This window comes from Burkholderia sp. Cy-637 (assembly GCF_011753175.1).
In the GTDB taxonomy this organism is placed as follows: Bacteria; Pseudomonadota; Gammaproteobacteria; order Burkholderiales; family Burkholderiaceae; genus Burkholderia; species Burkholderia gladioli.
In genome coordinates, this window is the sequence record NZ_VWWC01000015.1 from 12,746 (window position 1) to 29,288 (window position 16,543).

Annotated in this window: 15 protein-coding genes; 11 read left to right on the forward strand and 4 right to left on the reverse strand. The window is 68.4% G+C overall.

Annotated features, from left to right (window positions below):
• Positions 1-15: 15 nt before the first annotated feature.
• The gene (locus F3J10_RS07050; protein ID WP_025099059.1) at positions 16-540 is read right to left on the reverse strand and encodes a gamma carbonic anhydrase family protein; all 525 of its coding nucleotides are present in this window, start codon (positions 538-540) and stop codon (positions 16-18) included.
• A gap of 194 nt (positions 541-734) precedes the next feature.
• On the opposite strand from F3J10_RS07050, the gene F3J10_RS07055 reads away from it, so the two are divergent.
• The 10 genes from F3J10_RS07055 to F3J10_RS07100 all read left to right on the forward strand — a co-directional run bounded on the left by F3J10_RS07055 (position 735) and on the right by F3J10_RS07100 (position 9,985).
• Positions 735-1,619: a ferritin-like domain-containing protein gene (locus tag F3J10_RS07055; RefSeq protein ID WP_025099058.1), complete on the forward strand. Its 885-nt coding sequence runs from the start codon at positions 735-737 to the stop codon at positions 1,617-1,619.
• 143 nt (positions 1,620-1,762) lie between these two features.
• A complete protein-coding gene (locus F3J10_RS07060) occupies positions 1,763-2,659 on the forward strand; it encodes an alpha/beta hydrolase (RefSeq protein WP_166915333.1) in 897 nt (298 codons plus the stop codon).
• A gap of 185 nt (positions 2,660-2,844) precedes the next feature.
• A complete protein-coding gene (locus F3J10_RS07065) occupies positions 2,845-3,675 on the forward strand; it encodes a 3',5'-nucleoside bisphosphate phosphatase (RefSeq protein WP_013698710.1) in 831 nt (276 codons plus the stop codon).
• 79 nt (positions 3,676-3,754) lie between these two features.
• The gene (locus tag F3J10_RS07070) at positions 3,755-4,390 is read left to right on the forward strand and encodes an L-threonylcarbamoyladenylate synthase (protein ID WP_025099056.1); all 636 of its coding nucleotides are present in this window, start codon (positions 3,755-3,757) and stop codon (positions 4,388-4,390) included.
• Between the two features lie 82 nt (positions 4,391-4,472).
• The gene (locus F3J10_RS07075; RefSeq protein ID WP_017919656.1) at positions 4,473-5,132 is read left to right on the forward strand and encodes a site-2 protease family protein; all 660 of its coding nucleotides are present in this window, start codon (positions 4,473-4,475) and stop codon (positions 5,130-5,132) included.
• Between the two features lie 9 nt (positions 5,133-5,141).
• Positions 5,142-6,344: a tryptophan--tRNA ligase gene (locus F3J10_RS07080; protein ID WP_013698707.1), complete on the forward strand. Its 1,203-nt coding sequence runs from the start codon at positions 5,142-5,144 to the stop codon at positions 6,342-6,344.
• Positions 6,345-6,411: 67 nt separating this feature from the next.
• On the forward strand, positions 6,412-7,002 hold the full coding sequence (locus F3J10_RS07085; RefSeq protein WP_205200186.1) for a class I SAM-dependent methyltransferase: 591 nt from the start codon (positions 6,412-6,414) through the stop codon (positions 7,000-7,002).
• 44 nt (positions 7,003-7,046) lie between these two features.
• Complete coding sequence (dapA, locus tag F3J10_RS07090) at positions 7,047-7,949, forward strand: 4-hydroxy-tetrahydrodipicolinate synthase (protein WP_167241740.1); 903 nt, start codon at positions 7,047-7,049, stop codon at positions 7,947-7,949.
• 109 nt (positions 7,950-8,058) lie between these two features.
• On the forward strand, positions 8,059-9,204 hold the full coding sequence (gene bamC, locus F3J10_RS07095; protein ID WP_025099053.1) for an outer membrane protein assembly factor BamC: 1,146 nt from the start codon (positions 8,059-8,061) through the stop codon (positions 9,202-9,204).
• Positions 9,205-9,208: 4 nt separating this feature from the next.
• The gene (locus F3J10_RS07100; RefSeq protein WP_167241741.1) at positions 9,209-9,985 is read left to right on the forward strand and encodes an MBL fold metallo-hydrolase; all 777 of its coding nucleotides are present in this window, start codon (positions 9,209-9,211) and stop codon (positions 9,983-9,985) included.
• 634 nt (positions 9,986-10,619) lie between these two features.
• Here the strand turns inward: F3J10_RS07100 and F3J10_RS07110 are convergent.
• On the reverse strand, positions 10,620-11,846 hold the full coding sequence (locus F3J10_RS07110; RefSeq protein ID WP_025099051.1) for a cupin domain-containing protein: 1,227 nt from the start codon (positions 11,844-11,846) through the stop codon (positions 10,620-10,622).
• Between the two features lie 32 nt (positions 11,847-11,878).
• Between F3J10_RS07110 and F3J10_RS07115 the strand changes: the two genes are divergently transcribed.
• Positions 11,879-12,427 (forward strand): peptidylprolyl isomerase, encoded by a 549-nt coding sequence (locus F3J10_RS07115; RefSeq protein ID WP_013698701.1) that lies wholly within the window; start codon positions 11,879-11,881, stop codon positions 12,425-12,427.
• An 83-nt stretch (positions 12,428-12,510) separates the two neighbouring features.
• On the opposite strand, the gene F3J10_RS07120 is transcribed toward F3J10_RS07115, so the two are convergent.
• Entirely contained in the window at positions 12,511-13,803 is a 1,293-nt protein-coding gene (locus tag F3J10_RS07120; RefSeq protein ID WP_167241742.1) for a hypothetical protein, read from the reverse strand.
• On the reverse strand, positions 13,787-16,420 hold the full coding sequence (mutS, locus tag F3J10_RS07125) for a DNA mismatch repair protein MutS (protein WP_240155417.1): 2,634 nt from the start codon (positions 16,418-16,420) through the stop codon (positions 13,787-13,789). The genes F3J10_RS07120 and mutS overlap by 17 nt, the downstream gene beginning before the upstream one ends.
• Positions 16,421-16,543: the final 123 nt, after the last annotated feature.

Here is a 16,543-nt window from a genome sequence, read left to right on the forward strand (position 1 = left end):
GCGGCGGCGCGGCATTCAGCCGATCCGCACCAACTGCTCCTTGAAATACGCGCGTCGCTGCGCGTAGTTGTGCGTGTTCGCGTGCATGCGCGCGATGTCTTCCTCGCTCAGCGTGCGTACCACCTTGGCCGGCGCGCCCAGGATCAGCGAGTTGTCCGGGAACACCTTGCCCTCGGTCACCACGGCGCCGGCGCCAACCAGACAGTTGCGGCCGATCACCGCCCGATTCAAGACCACCGCCTGGATCCCGATCAGCGAACCCTCGCCGATGGTGCAGCCGTGCAGCATCGCCTGGTGGCCGATCGTCACGTTCGGGGCCACCGTCAGCGGGCAGCCCGGGTCGGTGTGCAGCACCGCGCCTTCCTGCACGTTGCTGCCGGCGCCGACCACGATCGGCTCGTTGTCGCCGCGGATCGTGGCGCCGAACCAGACGCTGGCGTTCTCCTCGAGCACCACCTTGCCGATGATCGCCGCGGTATCCGCGACGAACACGCTCTCATGAATGGTCGGGGCGTCTTCGCCGAGCTTGTAGATGGTCACGCGTTGTCTCCTGGGGTTCGCTGAGCCGGTGGGGCGCGTGTCGCGCGCCGGTACAATGTGCGCGGCCGCCTGGGGCCGTGGGCAGGCGTCGTGCGCGGGATCGGCATGATCCGCGCGATGCTGGCGTCTACCCGAATCCGCTATTGTAAATGCTTGCGCGAATTGACCGCGTACGCTGTGCCGAAGCCGTTTTCATGTCCGACCCGAATTTCTCCTCCGCCGCGCCGTCCGTTTCCTCTTCCACGCCCGCCCGCTGCGTGCGCGCGGCGGCGCTCGCCGCGCTGCTCGAGGCCGAACCGGTCGCCAAGGCCGCGCAGGTGCGCGCGCTGCATGCGCAGTGGCTGGCCGGCCGCGCCGAGGTCGATCCCGAGCGCCGCTTCGCGCCGCCGCCGGCCTTGCCGGGGCGCCCGGCGCGCCCGGAACTGGTCGAGCCGCGCTTCCTGCAACGCCGCTCGATGCGCTCGGAAGCCGGGCGCGCCACCTTGCTGCACGCGCTGGCCCATATCGAATTCAACGCGATCAATCTCGCGCTGGATGCGGTCTGGCGCTTCCCGGCCATGCCCGCGGCCTTTTACGCCGACTGGCTCAAGGTGGCGGCCGAGGAGGCGTATCACTACACGCTGCTGGCCGCGCGCCTGGCGGAATTGGGGCACGCCTACGGCGATTTCCCGGCCCACGACGGGCTCTGGGAAATGTGCGAGCGCACCGCAGGCGACGTGCTCGCGCGCATGGCGCTGGTGCCGCGCACGCTGGAGGCGCGCGGGCTGGACGCCTCGCCGCCGATCCGCGCGCGCTTGATGCAGGCCGGCGACGAGGCATCGGCCGCGATCCTCGACGTGATCCTGCGCGACGAGATCGGCCATGTGGCGATCGGCAACCGCTGGTTCCGCCATCTCTGCGCGCGGGCCGGGCTCGAACCGCATCCGGCCTACCTGCGGCTCGCCGAGCAGTACCATGCGCCGCGGCTGCGCGGGCCGTTCAACTTCGAGGCGCGCCGCGACGCCGGTTTCGACGAGCTGGAACTGGATGCGCTGGTCGCCCAGGATCGCGACACGCCGCCCGCCGGCACGCCGGACTGAGCGAGCGCGCCCCGGCACGGCGCATCGCGACGCAAATGCAGCCTAGAGAAGTGCCTCGACACATGCGCCGCCTCAGCACCATTGCACACATCGTCGCAGCGTCGCCGATATAATCGAACGACCATTCTTTTTTGGCGGCCGCGATGACCCAGACCCATTCCGACTCCATTTCCGAATTCGTGACCGTGCGCGGCGTGCGCCTGCATGTGCGCCGCTGGGGCCGGCCCGATGCGCCGGTGCTCTACATGCTGCATGGCTGGATGGACGTGGCCGCCTCGTTCCAGTTCGTGGTCGACGCACTGGCCGGCGACTGGCAGGTGATCGCGCCCGATGCGCGCGGTTTCGGGCTGTCGGATTGGCCGGTGGCCGCGCAGGGCGGCGGCCATTACTGGTTCATGGACTACCTCGGCGATCTCGAGGCGCTGATCGACCACTACACGCCGGAGGGCGAAGTCAACCTGGTTGGCCACAGCATGGGCGCGAACGTGGTCTGCCTGTATGCCGGCGCGCGGCCGGAGCGGGTGCGCCGCGTGGTCGACCTGGAGGGTTTCGGGCTGGCGCCGCCGCCGGCCTCGCAGGCGCCGCTGCGGCTGGCCGCCTGGCTCGACGAGTTGCGCGAGCCGCCGCTGCTCAAGCCCTATGCCTCGCTCGGCGAGGTGGCCGAGCGCCTGATGAAGACCAACCCGCGGCTCGCGCCCGAGCGCGCGCGTTTTCTCGCCAACCACTGGGCGCGCCGCGAGGACGACGGCCAGTACCACCTGCTGGCCGATCCGGCCCACAAGCAAGCCGGGCCGCTGCTGTACCGGCTCGACGAGGTGATGGCGGTCTGGTCGCGGGTGCGCGCCAAGGTGCTGCATGTCGAGGCGGTCGATTCGCCGACGCTGCGCATGCTGGCCGGCCGGATCCCGCTCGACGAATTCCGCAAGCGTTTCGCCGCCTTCCCCGACTGGCGCGAGAAGACCATCGAGGAAGCCGGGCACATGGTGCACCACGACCAGCCGGAGCAGATCGCGGCGCTGATCGAGGCCTTCTGCGCCTGACGCCGCGCCGGGCCGTCCCGCGGCGGCCCGTTTCCCGTCTGTTTGCAGCCGGTTTTCGTCCCATCTCGTCCCATTTCGTCTCCGTTTCGGATCACGGGCCGCGCGGGCAGGCCCGCCGGCCGGTCCGGCCCCGCGGCGATCGTGCGGCGTTGCAGTAGAATGTCCGCATGCACCCGATTCCGACGATGAACGCCGATCTGCACTGCCATTCCAACGTCTCCGACGGCGCTCTGACGCCCGCCGAGGTCGCGCAACGCGCGCACGCGGCGGGCGTCACGCTGTGGGCGCTGACCGACCACGACGAGGTCGGCGGCCAGCTCGCGGCGCGCGAGGCCGCGCAGGCGCTCGGCATGCGTTATGTCTGCGGCGTCGAGATCTCGGTGACCTGGGCTTCGCGCACGGTCCACGTGGTCGGCCTCAACGTCGATCCGGCCGCGCCCGCGCTGGTCGACGGCCTGTATCGCACCCGCAACGGCCGCGCCGCGCGCGCGCTGGAGATGGGCGAGCGGCTCGCCGAGATCGGCATCCCCGGCGCCTACGAAGGGGCGCTGCGCTACGTCTCGAACCCGGACCTCATTTCCCGCACCCATTTCGCGCGCTACCTCGTCGAGGCCGGCCATGCGGCCAGCACCTCCGAGGTGTTCGCGCGATATCTCGGCGACGGCAAGCCCGGCTGCGTGCCGCATCGCTGGGCCAGGCTGGACGACGCGGTCGGCTGGATCCAGCAGGCCGGCGGCGAGGCCGTGATCGCCCACCCGGGCCGCTACGCCTACACGCCGGTCGAATTCGGCGCGCTGTTCGGCGAGTTCATCGACCTGGGCGGCCGCGCGATCGAGGTCGTCACGGGCAGCCACACGCCCGACCAGTATCGCGAGTACGCGGAGGTCGCCCGACGCTACGGCTTCGAGGCGTCGCGCGGTTCCGATTTCCATGCGCCGGGCGAGAGCGTCGTCGAGCTCGGCAGCCTGCCGCCGCTGCCGCCGGACCTGAAACCGGTCTGGGAACGCTGGCTCTGACCCACGGCCGCGCGCGGCGCGCGGCTTCAGCCCCGGCGCGCCATGCACGCGCGGGCGACGCCCACTCCCCACTGATCCCATGTCCCAGTACTTCAGGATTCACCCGGAAGATCCGCAGCCGAGGCTGGTGCGCCAGGCCGTCGAGATCGTGAAGCAGGGCGGCGTGATCGCCATGCCGACCGACTCCAGCTACGCGCTGGCCTGCCATCTCGACGACAAGACCGCGGTCGAGCGCGTGCGCAAGATCCGCGGGCTCGACGACAAGCAACTGCTGTCGCTGCTGGTGCGCGACCTGTCCGAGCTGGCCAATTTCGCGATGGTCGACAACCACCAGTACCGGCTGATCAAGTCGGTCACGCCGGGGCCCTACGTGTTCGTGCTGCAGGCCACCAAGGAGGTGCCGCGCCGGCTCTCGCATCCCTCGCGCAAGACCATCGGGCTGCGCGTGCCGGATCACGCGATCACGCTGGCGGTGCTGGAGACGCTCGGCCAGCCGTTGCTCGGCACCACCCTGATCCTGCCGCCCGACAGCGATCCGCTCAACGACCCCGAGGAAATCCGCGAACGCCTGGAAAAGCAGGTGGACCTGGTGATCGATGGCGGCGCCTGCCCGCGCGAGCCCTCGACCATCGTCGACCTGACCGGCGACGCGCCGGTGCTGGTGCGCGCCGGCCGCGGCTCGCTCGAACCCTTCGGGCTGAGCGCCGAGGCCTGAGCGGCCGCCCGTCATCGACTGTCATGATTGCCGGCCGCCGGTTTGTCCGTCGGCCGTTTTCCGCTTGTTACAATACCGCGCCATGGACAATCTGATTCAGACCATCGTCGTCTACGCCCTGCCGGTGATCTTCGCGATCACCCTGCACGAGGCCGCGCACGGCTACGCCGCGCGCCTGCTCGGCGACAACACCGCCTACGCGCTCGGCCGCGTGTCGTTCAATCCGATGCGCCACATCGATCCGGTCGGCACCATCGTGATGCCGCTGGTGCTGTACTTCCTGACCAGCGGCGCCTTCCTGTTCGGCTATGCCAAGCCGGTGCCGGTCGCGTTCCGCAACCTGCGCAACCCGCGCTGGGGCAGCCTGTGGGTGTCGGCGGCGGGGCCGGCCTGCAACTTCGTGCAGGCGCTGGTGTGGGGCTTCGTGTCGGTCGGCCTGGCGGCCGCCTCGGTCGACGAGCCCTTCTTCACGCGCATGGCCGCGGCCGGCGTCGGCGTGAACCTGGTGCTGGGCGTGCTGAACCTGTTTCCCTTGCCGCCGCTCGACGGCGGGCGCGTGCTCACGGCGCTGCTGCCGCCCAAGCAGTCGATCGCGCTGTCGAAGATCGAGCCTTACGGTTTCATCATCGTCCTGCTGCTGATCATGACGGGCCTGCTGACGAAGTTCTGGCTGCGGCCGGGCGTCGGCATCGGCTACAGCATCGTGACGGCCATCCTGACTCCCTTTGCCTCGCTTTTCTAAAACATAATCATGTTCCCCGATCGTATCTTTTCCGGCATGCGTCCCACCGGGTCGCTCCACCTCGGCCATTACCATGGCGTGCTGAAGAACTGGGCGAAGCTGCAATCCGAATACCCGTGCTTCTTCTGCGTGGTCGACTGGCATGCGCTGACCACCCACTACGAAACGCCCGAGGTGATCGAGAAGAACGTCTGGGAAGTGCTGATCGACTGGATCGCGGCCGGCATCGACCCGGCCCAGGCCACGCTGTTCATCCAGAGCAAGGTGCCGGAGCACGCCGAGCTGGCGCTGCTGCTGGGCATGAGCACGCCGCTGGGCTGGCTCGAACGCGTGCCGACCTACAAGGAGCAGATCGAGAAGCTCAAGGACAAGGATCTCTCGACCTACGGCTTCCTCGGCTACCCGGTGCTGATGGCCGCCGACATCCTGCTGTACCGCGGCTCGCTGGTGCCGGTCGGCGAGGACCAGGTGCCCCACGTCGAGATGACCCGCGAGATCGCGCGCCGCTTCAACTACCTGTACGGCCGCGAGGCCGATTTCGAGGAGAAGGCGCTGGAGGCGGCCAAGAAGCTCGGCGGCAAGCGCGCCAAGCTCTATCGCGAACTGCGCAACGCCTACCAGCAGGAAGGCGACGACGAGGCGCTGGAGCAGGCGCGCGCGATGTTGCAGGAATCGCAGAGCCTGTCGATGAGCGATCGCGAGCGGCTGTTCGGCTACCTGGAAGGCGCGCGCAAGATCATCCTGGTCGAGCCGCAGGCGCTCCTGACCGAAGCCTCGCGCATGCCGGGCCTGGACGGCGGCAAGATGTCGAAGTCCTACGGCAATACCATCGGCCTGCGCGAGGATGCCGAGACCATCACCAAGAAGGTCCGCACCATGCCGACCGATCCGGCTCGCGTGCGCCGCACCGATCCGGGCGACCCGGAAAAGTGCCCGGTCTGGCAGTTCCACCTGGTCTATTCGGACGAACCCACGCGCGAGTGGGTGCAGAAGGGCTGCAAGTCGGCCGGCATCGGCTGCCTCGACTGCAAGCAGCCGGTGGTCGAGGGCATCCTGCGCGAACAGCAGCCGATGCTCGAGCGCGCGCAGAAGTACATGGACGACCCGTCGCTGCTGCGCGCGATCGTCGCCGACGGTTGCGACAAGGCACGCAAGCACGCGGTCGAGACCATGCGCGACGTGCGTGACGCGATGGGCCTGTCGTACAACTGAGCGGCGCGCGGCGATGACCACGATTCCCATCCACGGTGACGCGAGCCGCGCGAGCGGCATGAGCGGCATGAGCGGCATGAGCGCGGCAAGCGCCTCGCCGGCCGAGCGGCCGAGCGCGGCGCCGTCGCGCTGGGTGGCCGGCTGGTCGCACCTGGTGCCCGCCGGCGGCGCGGTGCTCGACGTGGCGGCCGGCAACGGCCGGCACGCGCGCTGGTTCGCCTCGCGCGGGCATCCGGTGCTCGCGCTCGATCGCGATCCCGAGGCGCTGGCCGCGCTCGGCGCCCTGGCGGGCGTCGAGGCACGCGCCGCCGACATCGAGGGCGCGCCCTGGCCGCTGGCCGACACCGCGCGCTTCGCGGCGGTGGTCGTCACGCATTATCTGCATCGCCCGTTGCTGCCGAGGCTGGTCGCCTCGGTCGCGCCGGGCGGCGTGCTGCTCTACGAAACCTTCGCGCGCGGCAACGAAACGCTCGGCAAACCGTCCAATCCCGCATTCCTGCTGACGCCGGGCGAATTGCTCGACGCCGTGCGCGGCGAGTTGCGCGTGATCGCGTTCGAGGACGGTTTCGTCGACGGCACACGGCCCGCCTTCGTGCAGAGAATCTGCGCGGTGCGCGAGCAGGGGGAGGGATTCCCGCGTTACGGACTGACCGGGTAATCCGCTACAATCGACGTTTATTGGGTTTACTTTCATTGCGTTTCATGGCTAACGGCACTCAAGACGGTATTCAATTCAGCGGCAGCATGCCCGCGATCGTGACCCCGATGCTCGAAGACGGCAGCCTCGATCTGCCGGCCTTCCGCAAGCTGGTCGACTGGCATATCGAAGAAGGGACGGATGCGCTCGTGGTGGTCGGCACCAGCGGCGAATCGGCCACCTTGTCGGTCGACGAGCACGTGCTCACGATCAAGACGGCGGTCGAGCACGCGGCCAAGCGCATCCCGATCATCGCGGGCGCGGGCGGCAATTCCACGGCCGAGGCGATCGAGCTGACGCGCCAGGCCAAATCGGTCGGCGCCGATGCGACCCTGCAGGTCGTGCCGTATTACAACAAGCCGACCCAGGAAGGCATCTACCGCCACTTCCTCGCGATCGCCGAGGCGGTCGAGCTGCCGGTGATCCTCTACAACGTGCCGGGCCGCACCATCGCGGACATGGCCAACGAGACCATCCTGCGCTGCGCGCAGGTGCCGGGCATCGTCGGCGTGAAGGACGCGACCGGCAACATCGATCGTGCCGCGCAGCTGATCAAGGCCGCGCCGCAAGGCTTCGGCATCTACAGCGGCGACGATCCCACCGCGATCGCGCTGATGCTGCTGGGCGGCCACGGCAATATCTCGGTGACCGCCAACGTCGCGCCGCGCGCGATGAGCGAGCTGTGCCGCGCGGCGATCGCCGGCGACGCCAAGACGGCGCGCGAGATCCACATGAAGCTGCTGTCGCTGCACAAGCACCTGTTCGCCGAGGCGAACCCGATTCCGGTGAAGTGGGCGCTGCAGGAAATGGGCAAGATTCGCGGCGGCATTCGCCTGCCGCTGACGGCGCTCGACGAGCGCTATCACGATGTCGTGCGCGGCGCGCTGCGCGAAGCCGGCATCGCTTGACCGACACGAACGGCCGCGCTCGCGGCCGTTCGTGCTTTCCGACCCATCCCGATTTCACCCGGCCCGCCGGTATCGCGCGTGACCCGCGTTTAGCAAGACGAAGGATTTCATGAAACATTTCGCCTTTTCCTCCCGCGCACTCCAGGCGTCCGTGGTGGCGCTCGCGCTCGGCGCGCTGGCCGGTTGCGACACGCTGAACGACTATCTCGCACCGGACCGGGTCAACTACAAGTCGACCGGCTCGGCGCCGCCGCTGGCGGTGCCCAAGGACCTGACCTCGGTGCCGGTCAATCCCTCGTACATCGCGCCGCCGACCAGCGCGGGCCTGGGCTCGGCGCCGCAGCGGGCGGTCACGCCGGCCGGCAATGCGACCGAAGGCCAGCCGAGCGCGCAGGATCCCTACGGCATGCACGTCGAGCGCGACGGCGACCGCCGCTGGCTGGTGGTCGACGGCCGCACGCCCGAGCAGCTCTGGCCGCAGCTGAAGGACTTCTGGAGCGACAACGGCTTCGCGCTGAAGACCGACGCGCCGACCACCGGCATCCTGACCACCGACTGGGCCGAGAACCGCGCCAACATCCCCGACGACTGGTTCCGCAACACCATCGGCCGCGTGATCGACTTCGCCTACTCGTCGGGCACGCGCGACAGCTTCCGCACGCTCGTCACGCGCGGCGCCGACGGCGCGACCGACATTTCCATCACGCACAGCGCGATGGAGGAAGTGCTGACGGGCCCGCAGGGCGGGGATTCCTCGCGCTGGGTCGAGCGTCCGCGCAACCCGGTGCTGGAGGCCGTGTTCCTGGCCAAGCTGATGGAGAAGTTCGGCCTGACCGAAGCCCAGGCCAAGCAACTGCTGACCGACGCGCGGCCCGCCAGCGCGGCGGCCACGGTGATCGACAAGAGTTCGGGCGCGCCCACCCTGGATCTGTCGGAATCCTTCGATCGTGCCTGGCTGCGCGTGGGCCTCGCGCTCGACCGCACCAACTTCGCGGTCGACAACCGCGATCGCCAGAAGGGCGTCTACACGGTGCGCTACGCGAATTCCTCGGAGGAGCTCAAGCGCGAAGGCCTGTTCGGCAAGCTGTTCTACGGCGGCGCGACGGCCGCCAAGCCGGGCAAGGAATTCTTCGTCAGCGTGCGCGCCAACGGCGATGCGAAGACCCAGGTCGCGGTGGTCGACGCGAACGGCCAGGCCGACACCTCGACCGATGCGCAGCGCATCATCACGCTGCTGCACACGCAGCTGAACTGAGGCCGTGCGCTTCACGAGCCTCGGCAGCGGCAGCGAGGGCAATGCGCTGGTCGTCGAGGCCTCGTCGGGCACCACGACCACGCGCGTGCTGCTCGACTGCGGTTTCTCCGCGAAGGAACTCGACCGGCGCCTCACGCGCGTCGGGCTCGGCTCCGGCGAGCTCGATGCGATCCTCATCACCCACGAGCACAGCGACCATATCGGCAGCGCGCTGACGGTCGCCCGGCGCTTCGGCATCCCGTTGTTCATGAGCTGGGGCACTGCGAAGGCGGTCGGCGCCGACAGCGCCGCGGTCGACCTGCACGTGCTGTGGGGCGACGAAACCACGCCGATCGGCGATCTCCAGATCCTTCCCTACACGGTCCCGCACGATGCGCGGGAACCGCTGCAATTCGTGTTTTCCGATGGCGCCGCGCGGCTCGGCGTGCTGACCGATGCGGGCATGTCGACGCCGCATCTGTGCGGCGTGCTGAGCGGCTGCGACGCGCTGGTGCTGGAGGCGAACCACGATGCCGAGATGCTGGCCAAGGGCCGTTATCCGGCCTCGCTGAAGGCGCGTATCGGCGGCGCTCTCGGGCATCTCAGCAATGCCGCGGCGGCCGACATCCTGGCCTCGCTCGACCGGGCCCGCTTGCGGCACGTGGTGGCCGCGCATCTGAGCCAGGAGAACAACCAGCCCGAGTTGGCGCGGGCCGCCCTGGCGGCGGTGCTGGGCTGCGCGCAGGAGGAGGTGGGGGTGGCTTCGCAGGACGACGGCTTCGACTGGCTGAGCCTGGGTTAGGCGCAATCTGGTCGACTCGTCCCGGCCTGCGTATCCAGGCCTGTATATCGAGGAAGAACGCGACGAAGAAAACGCAGGCGAAAAAAAACCGGCCCCAGGGCCGGTTTTTCGTATCAGCGTGAGCTGATCCCAGCTTACTGGCTCGCGCCCGAAGCCGGAGCAGCGGCCGATGCGCCAGCGTCCGAAGCCGGAGCGGCAGCAGCCGATGCAGCGTCGCTCGCAGCAGCAGCCGTGCTCGATGCAGCGTCCGAAGCAGCCGTAGCAGCCGACGAAGCAGCCGAAGCGGCTGCCGATGCGTCGCTAGCAGCCGACGAAGCAGCTTGGTCCGAGCTCTTGTTGCAAGCAGCGAGTGCAACGGCGGCCAACAGGGAAGCTACGAGGAGGGATTTCTTCATGATCACGTCCTTTTATGGTTAAAGGTAAGCAACAGCGCGAAACAATACCGGTAATGTGCTCCAACACCGACCTGGGCCGCTGTGGAGATGCACTGCCAGAGCGTGAATCTTCCCTACGGCTTGGGCGGAAATTATATGCACTTTCCTATCGACCGTCGACAAATGCGGGGTCAATACGTTGTCTTTCCCATACAAGTTTGGCCTGTATGAGCGTCCTGCCAGGATAAGCCGACTGCAGCTCACCCCAGCCTGATCCAGCCCGCACAATACCACTCGTGAAGCAAAGCTGTCATGAGGGGGTGTCGGGAGTGTGTTACAAAGCGTTTCGCCCCCAGATAGCGTCGATCGGCCAGTTCCGGCAGCCATTTCGAGCTGCCCGAGAGCGGATTTTCTTCGCCATTGATGAAGTACGATCGCGCGTTATACATCAATGCCGCTTTCCTGTCGAGACGAATCCCGCAAAGGCTTGCCTGCGCGACGAAATCGTCCTCGTCGAGGGGATCGTCCGGGGCGTCGAACACCACGTTCGATTTCGGTTCGCTCAGGTAGCTGCCGAGGAAGGCCTCGATGTCGCGCGGGCTCCAGCGGATGCCGTTCAGGATGGTCGCCACGCGTTCGACCAGGGCCTCGGGCAGCTCGGCGGGGCGCGTCACGGCGGGCTGCTTCGGATCGCGATACAGCTCGCCCGCGCGCGGGCTCTGTCGCAGCGCACCACGCTCGGCGAGATAGTAGAGGAACTGCCCGGTCAGTTCGCCCGCCGACGGCGCGCGAAAACCGATCGAGCAGGTCATGCATTCGCCCTCGGCGATGCCGTCGTGCGCGATGTGCGGCGGCAGGTAGAGCATGTCGCCCGGCTCCAGCACCCATTCCTCGGTCGGCTCGAAATTCTCGAGCACCTTCAGCGGCAGATCCTCGCGCAGCGTCAGGTCCTTCTGCGCGCCGATGCGCCAGCGGCGCTTGCCATGCACCTGCAGCAGGAATACGTCGTACGAATCGAAGTGCGGGCCGACGCCGCCGCCATCGGTTGCGTACGAGATCATCAGGTCGTCCAGGCGCGCGTCGGGGATGAAGCGAAAGCGCTCGAGCAGGGCGCGCGCGGCATCGTCGTGCAGGTCCACGCCTTGCACCAGCAGGGTCCATTCGCGCTTGCTCACCGACGGCAGCGCGCCGTCCTCGAAGGGCCCCTGTTCCAGTTGCCATCTGTTACGAAAATGCGTGATCAGACGCGATTCCGTATCGTAGTCGGCGGCCAGTTCGAACAGCGCGTCGCGCGACAGCGGCGGCACGATATCGGGAATCGCCTGGCGGATCAGCAGCGGCTTTTTCTGCCAGTGGCGGCGCATGAATTGCGACGGCGTCAACTGGCCGAGCAGCGGGGTGGGCGTGTCGGGGTGGGGGGCGCCGGATTCGTTCTGGATCGGGGCTCGCGCGCGGTTTGCCGGTTCGGCTTCGGACCGTTGGGACATCGTATAATGCGGCTGGAAATTGGGAGATTTGGATGAAAATCGCAAAAAACACCGTCGTCTCGGTGACTTACAAGCTGTCGGATACGGAAGGCAATCTGATCGAGGAAAGCGACGAGCCGATGATCTATCTGCACGGCGGCTATGATGGCACGTTCCCCAAGATCGAGGAACAGCTCGACGGTCAGGAAACGGGTTACGAAGCGCAGATCCAGCTCGAGCCGCAGGACGCGTTCGGCGATTACGATCCCGAGCTGGTGAAGATCGAGCCGCGCGACCGTTTCCCCGAGCCGCTCGAAGTCGGCATGCAGTTCGAAGGCACGCCGGAAGACGGCGACGAGGAAGTCGATTCGCTGATCTATACGGTCACCGACATCGCCGAGGACAAGGTCGTGCTCGACGGCAATCATCCGCTGGCCGGCATGGCGCTGCGTTTCGCGCTGACCGTCAAGGACGTGCGCGCCGCCACCGAGGACGAGATCGAGCACGAGCACGCGCATGGCGCCGAAGGGCTCGAGATCGTCGACGAGGATGAGGACGACGAGGACGGCGAGGAGCCGACCCAGGGTCGCACGCTGCACTGATCGATGGAAGAACGGCCGGCATTTGCCGGCCGTTTTGCTTTTGTGCCGGCGGCTTGATTGCAGCCGGTGGCAGCCGGCTTCGCTCAGTAGCCGCCGTCGGGCATCGAGGCGGGCTGGCCGCCAGGCGTCGACGCAGGCGGCAAGATGGGTGGATTGCCCGTCGAGGCCGGTTGCGGCGGCAAGCCGCTCGAGGCCGGATCGGGCAATTCCGGCAAGGCCGGGATTTCCGGCATCTGCGGCAAGGGCGTGTCGTCATGCGACGCGGCTGGCAGGGCGGGCGGCACCGGCAGGTTGCTCGGCACCTCCTGCAATCCCACTCCGAACATCGGCCGTCCGGCCGGATTCACCGTGACCCTGACCCATTGCACCAGCCGCTCGCGCGGCGCGATCGCGATGCGCGTCAGGTTCGCCACCCGATCCCCTTTCTCGTCATGCAGCGGCTGGTCGATACGAAAGCCGGCGCGCAGCGCTTCGTCGCCGGCGTGGATCACCAGGATCGTGCCGCGGAAGGTTTGCGCCGCCTTCACCAGCGCACGCTTGAATTCCAGGAAACCGTCGCGCGCGCGCGAGCGCCCGAAGCGCAGCCAGGCGAAGCGTTCGCGCTCGTAGTGCTCGAACTGCGGATCGGCTTCGATGACGACGACCAGCGCGCGGGCATTGCGGCGCTTGGCGGTTTCGGCGGCGTGATCGATCCAGAACGCGCTGGCGATCGCGCGATCCTCGAATTCGCCATTGCGCCCGCCCGCCGTCAGGTAGCGATTGTTCGGCGAAGGCGCGTTGAGCGCCACGAATACCACGTCGCCCTGGGTCCAGCGGATGTTCTCGCGAAATGGCCTGAAGCGTGCCACCTCGCTTTCGCGCGTGAGCGGCAGGGGCGTCTGGCCGAAGGATTCGGAATCGGAGAGGAAGGTCTGGCGCAGGTAGTCGAGGCGCTCGACCGCGTCGTAGCCGCCGTTTTCCTTCAGCGCGCAGGCGGCCCAGTCGGCCTGGCCCGGTACGTAGAACACGGGCACGCGCGAGGCCTTGAGCAGCGCGATGCGGGTGTCGTAGATGCCGTCGCGGCAGGCCTCGCGCGCGCCCTTCAGGTTGCCGTCGTAGATCGCGAAGGCGACCGAGCGATCGCGCGAGATGGCATCGAGCAGGCGTGCCGCGGCCGGTTCGTCGGCCGGGCTGTTGATCGCGCCGCTCAGTACCGCGAAGGCGTAGCCGCGCTCGGCCACGCGCGCCGTTGCCGAGGCGGCGGGCGCGGCAGCGGCGGCGGTGGTCACCGTGGCCAGCAGCAGCGCGGCCGCGGCCATCGCGACGGCGATGCCGAAACGTGGCGCGGGCGCGCCACGCGGGTTCGCCAGCGGCGGTGGATCAGTGCGCCAGGTCATCGTCCGCCTGCCGGGCGGCGAGGGTTTGCAGTTCGTAGAGCAGGTCGAGCGCCTCGCGCGGCTTGAGGTTGTCCGGATCGATCTCGCGCAGGCGCAGGAGCGCCGGATGCGGCGCGGCCGGTGCTGCCGGCTCGCGCGCCTCGGGCACGTCGAAATCGGGCTCGTCGTCGTAGACGGGCGGCGGCGCGGCGAACAGGTCGAGCTGCGGCGTCGGCTGGCCGGCGGATTGCTGTTCGAGGTGCGCGAGATGCTTGCGCGCGGCGCGGATCACGGCGGGCGGCACGCCGGCGAGCTGCGCGACCTGCAGGCCGTAGCTCTGGTTGGCCGGGCCGTCGTTGACGGCGTGCAGGAACACGATGCCGTGACCGTGCTCGACCGCCGACAGGTGGACGTTGGCCGCATGCGGGAATTCCACCGGCAACTGCGTCAGCTCGAAGTAGTGCGTGGCGAACAGCGTGTAGCAGCCGTTGTTCGAGAGCAGGTGACGCGCGATCGCCCAGGCCAGCGCGAGGCCGTCGAAGGTCGAGGTGCCGCGGCCGATCTCGTCCATCAGCACCAGGCTTTGCGGCGTCGCGTCGTTGAGGATCGCGGCGGCCTCGGTCATCTCGACCATGAAGGTCGACCGGCCGCCGGCCAGGTCGTCGGCGGCGCCGATGCGCGTGAAGATCCGGTCGATCGGGCCGAAGCAGGCCGACTTGGCCGGCACGTAGCTGCCGACGTAGGCCATCAGCGCGATCAGCGCGGTCTGCCGCATGAAGGTCGACTTACCGCCCATGTTCGGGCCGGTGATCAGCAGCAGCTTGCGCTCGTTGCCGAGCCGGCAGTCGTTGGCGATGAACTGCTCGACCTGCGCCTCGACCACCGGGTGGCGGCCCTGTTCGATCTCGATGCCGATCTCGTCGGAGAAGCGCGGCGCCACCCAGTCCAGCGCACGGGCGCGTTCGGCGAAGGCGCAGAGCAGGTCCAGCTCGGCCAGCGCTCCGGCCACGCGCTGGCATTCCTCGATATGCGGCAGCAGCGACTGCAGCAGCGCGTCGTAGAGCGCGCGCTCGCGCGACAGCGCGCGTTCCTGCGCCGACAGCGCCTTGTCCTCGAAGGTCTTCAGCTCGGGCGTGATGTAGCGCTCGGCGTTCTTGAGGGTCTGGCGGCGGCGGTAGTCGTCGGGGACCTTGTCGGTCTGGCCGCGCGTGACCTCGATATAGAAGCCATGCACCTTGTTGTATTCGACGCGCAGGTTCGCGATGCCGGTGCGCGCGCGCTCGCGCGCTTCCAGGTCGATCAGGAACTGGCCGCAGTTCTCGGAGATGTCGCGCAGCTCGTCGAGTTCGGCGTCGTAGCCGCGTGCGATCACGCCGCCGTCGCGCACCATCGCGGCCGGCTCGGGGGCGACCGCGCGCGTGAGCAGGTCGGCGCAGCCGGCCGGCGGTTCCAGCGCGGCTTCCAGGCGCGCGAGCGCGCTCGCTTGCTGGGCGATCGGCGTGATGCGCGCGCGCAATTCGGGCAGCGAGGTGAAGGTGTCGCGCAGGCTGGAGAGGTCGCGCGGGCGCGCCGACAGCAGGGCCAGGCGCCCGGTGATGCGCTCCACGTCGGCGACCTGGCGCAGCGCGCCGCGCAGGCTGTCGAGGCTGGCCTCGCCCGCTGCCTCGAGCAGGGCGCCGATCGCTTGCTGGCGTGCCTGCGCGGCCACCGAGGCGCGCGGCGGATGGTGCAGCCAGTGGCGCAGCAGGCGGCTGCCCATGGTGGTGCCGCAGGTGTCGAGCAGCGAGTAGAGCGTCGGCGATTCGGTGCCGCGCAGGGTTTCGGTCAGTTCGAGGTTGCGGCGCGTGGCCGGATCGAGGCCGATGTATTCGGATTCCGTCTCGACTTTCAGGCTGCGCACGTGGCGCAACTGCTGGCCTTGCGTGGAGGCGGCATACAGCAGCAGGGCGCCGGCCGAGCCGCAGGCGCTGGTCAGCGAGTGCGCGCCGAAGCCTTCGAGGCTGGCGACGTCGAGCTGGCTGCACAGGCGCTGGGTGCCCGAGGCGATGTCGAAGTGCCAGGCCGGCACGCGCGTGACCGCGCCGGCGCCGGCCGGCACGGCCTCGATCGCCGCGTCGGCGGCGAGGATTTCGGCCGGGCGGATCCGCTCGAGCGCCGCGCCCAGTTCGTCGGGCGCGATTTCCGCGAGCCGCAGCGCGCCGCTGGCGAGGTTGAGCCAGGCCAGGCCCACGTTGGTGAGCACGCCGCGCTTGTTGTGGCCCAGGCTCAGCGCGAGCAGGTAGACGTCGGCCTTGTCGGAGAGCAGGGCGGCATCGGTCAGCGTGCCCGGCGTGACCACGCGCACCACCTTGCGCTCGACCGGACCCTTCGAGGTGGCGGGGTCGCCGATCTGCTCGCAGATCGCCACCGATTCGCCGAATTTCACCAGCTTCGCCAGGTATTGCTCGACCGCATGGTGCGGCACGCCGGCCATCTTGATCGGGTTGCCGCCCGAGGCGCCGCGCTGCGTCAGGGTCAGGTCGAGAAGACGCGAGGCTTTTTCGGCGTCGTCGTAGAACAACTCGTAGAAGTCACCCATCCGGTAGAAGACGAGCGTATCCGGATGTTCGCTCTTGATGCGCAGGTACTGCTGCATCATGGGCGTGTGTCCACTAAAAGACGCTTCCGTAAGTTGCTGTTTTGTATCCGTAATTTCCTGCACGTCCTTTTCCACCAAGGGTTTCCAGCCGATTTGCTTGCGTGCTCGCTTCATTTCCACATG

Bases quoted from the DNA above. Each gene is read 5' to 3' on its own strand.
- F3J10_RS07055 (WP_025099058.1), top strand. From the start codon at position 735: ATGTCCGACCCGAATTTCTCCTCCGCCGCGCCGTCCGTTTCCTCTTCC.
- F3J10_RS07060 (WP_166915333.1), top strand. From the start codon at position 1,763: ATGACCCAGACCCATTCCGACTCCATTTCCGAATTCGTGACCGTGCGC.
- F3J10_RS07065 (WP_013698710.1), top strand. From the start codon at position 2,845: ATGAACGCCGATCTGCACTGCCATTCCAACGTCTCCGACGGCGCTCTG.
- F3J10_RS07070 (WP_025099056.1), top strand. From the start codon at position 3,755: ATGTCCCAGTACTTCAGGATTCACCCGGAAGATCCGCAGCCGAGGCTG.
- F3J10_RS07075 (WP_017919656.1), top strand. From the start codon at position 4,473: ATGGACAATCTGATTCAGACCATCGTCGTCTACGCCCTGCCGGTGATC.
- F3J10_RS07080 (WP_013698707.1), top strand. From the start codon at position 5,142: ATGTTCCCCGATCGTATCTTTTCCGGCATGCGTCCCACCGGGTCGCTC.
- F3J10_RS07085 (WP_205200186.1), top strand. From the start codon at position 6,412: ATGAGCGGCATGAGCGCGGCAAGCGCCTCGCCGGCCGAGCGGCCGAGC.
- dapA (WP_167241740.1), top strand. From the start codon at position 7,047: ATGGCTAACGGCACTCAAGACGGTATTCAATTCAGCGGCAGCATGCCC.
- bamC (WP_025099053.1), top strand. From the start codon at position 8,059: ATGAAACATTTCGCCTTTTCCTCCCGCGCACTCCAGGCGTCCGTGGTG.
- F3J10_RS07110 (WP_025099051.1), bottom strand. From the start codon at position 11,846: ATGTCCCAACGGTCCGAAGCCGAACCGGCAAACCGCGCGCGAGCCCCG.
- F3J10_RS07115 (WP_013698701.1), top strand. From the start codon at position 11,879: ATGAAAATCGCAAAAAACACCGTCGTCTCGGTGACTTACAAGCTGTCG.
- F3J10_RS07120 (WP_167241742.1), bottom strand. From the start codon at position 13,803: ATGACCTGGCGCACTGATCCACCGCCGCTGGCGAACCCGCGTGGCGCG.
- mutS (WP_240155417.1), bottom strand. From the start codon at position 16,420: ATGATGCAGCAGTACCTGCGCATCAAGAGCGAACATCCGGATACGCTC.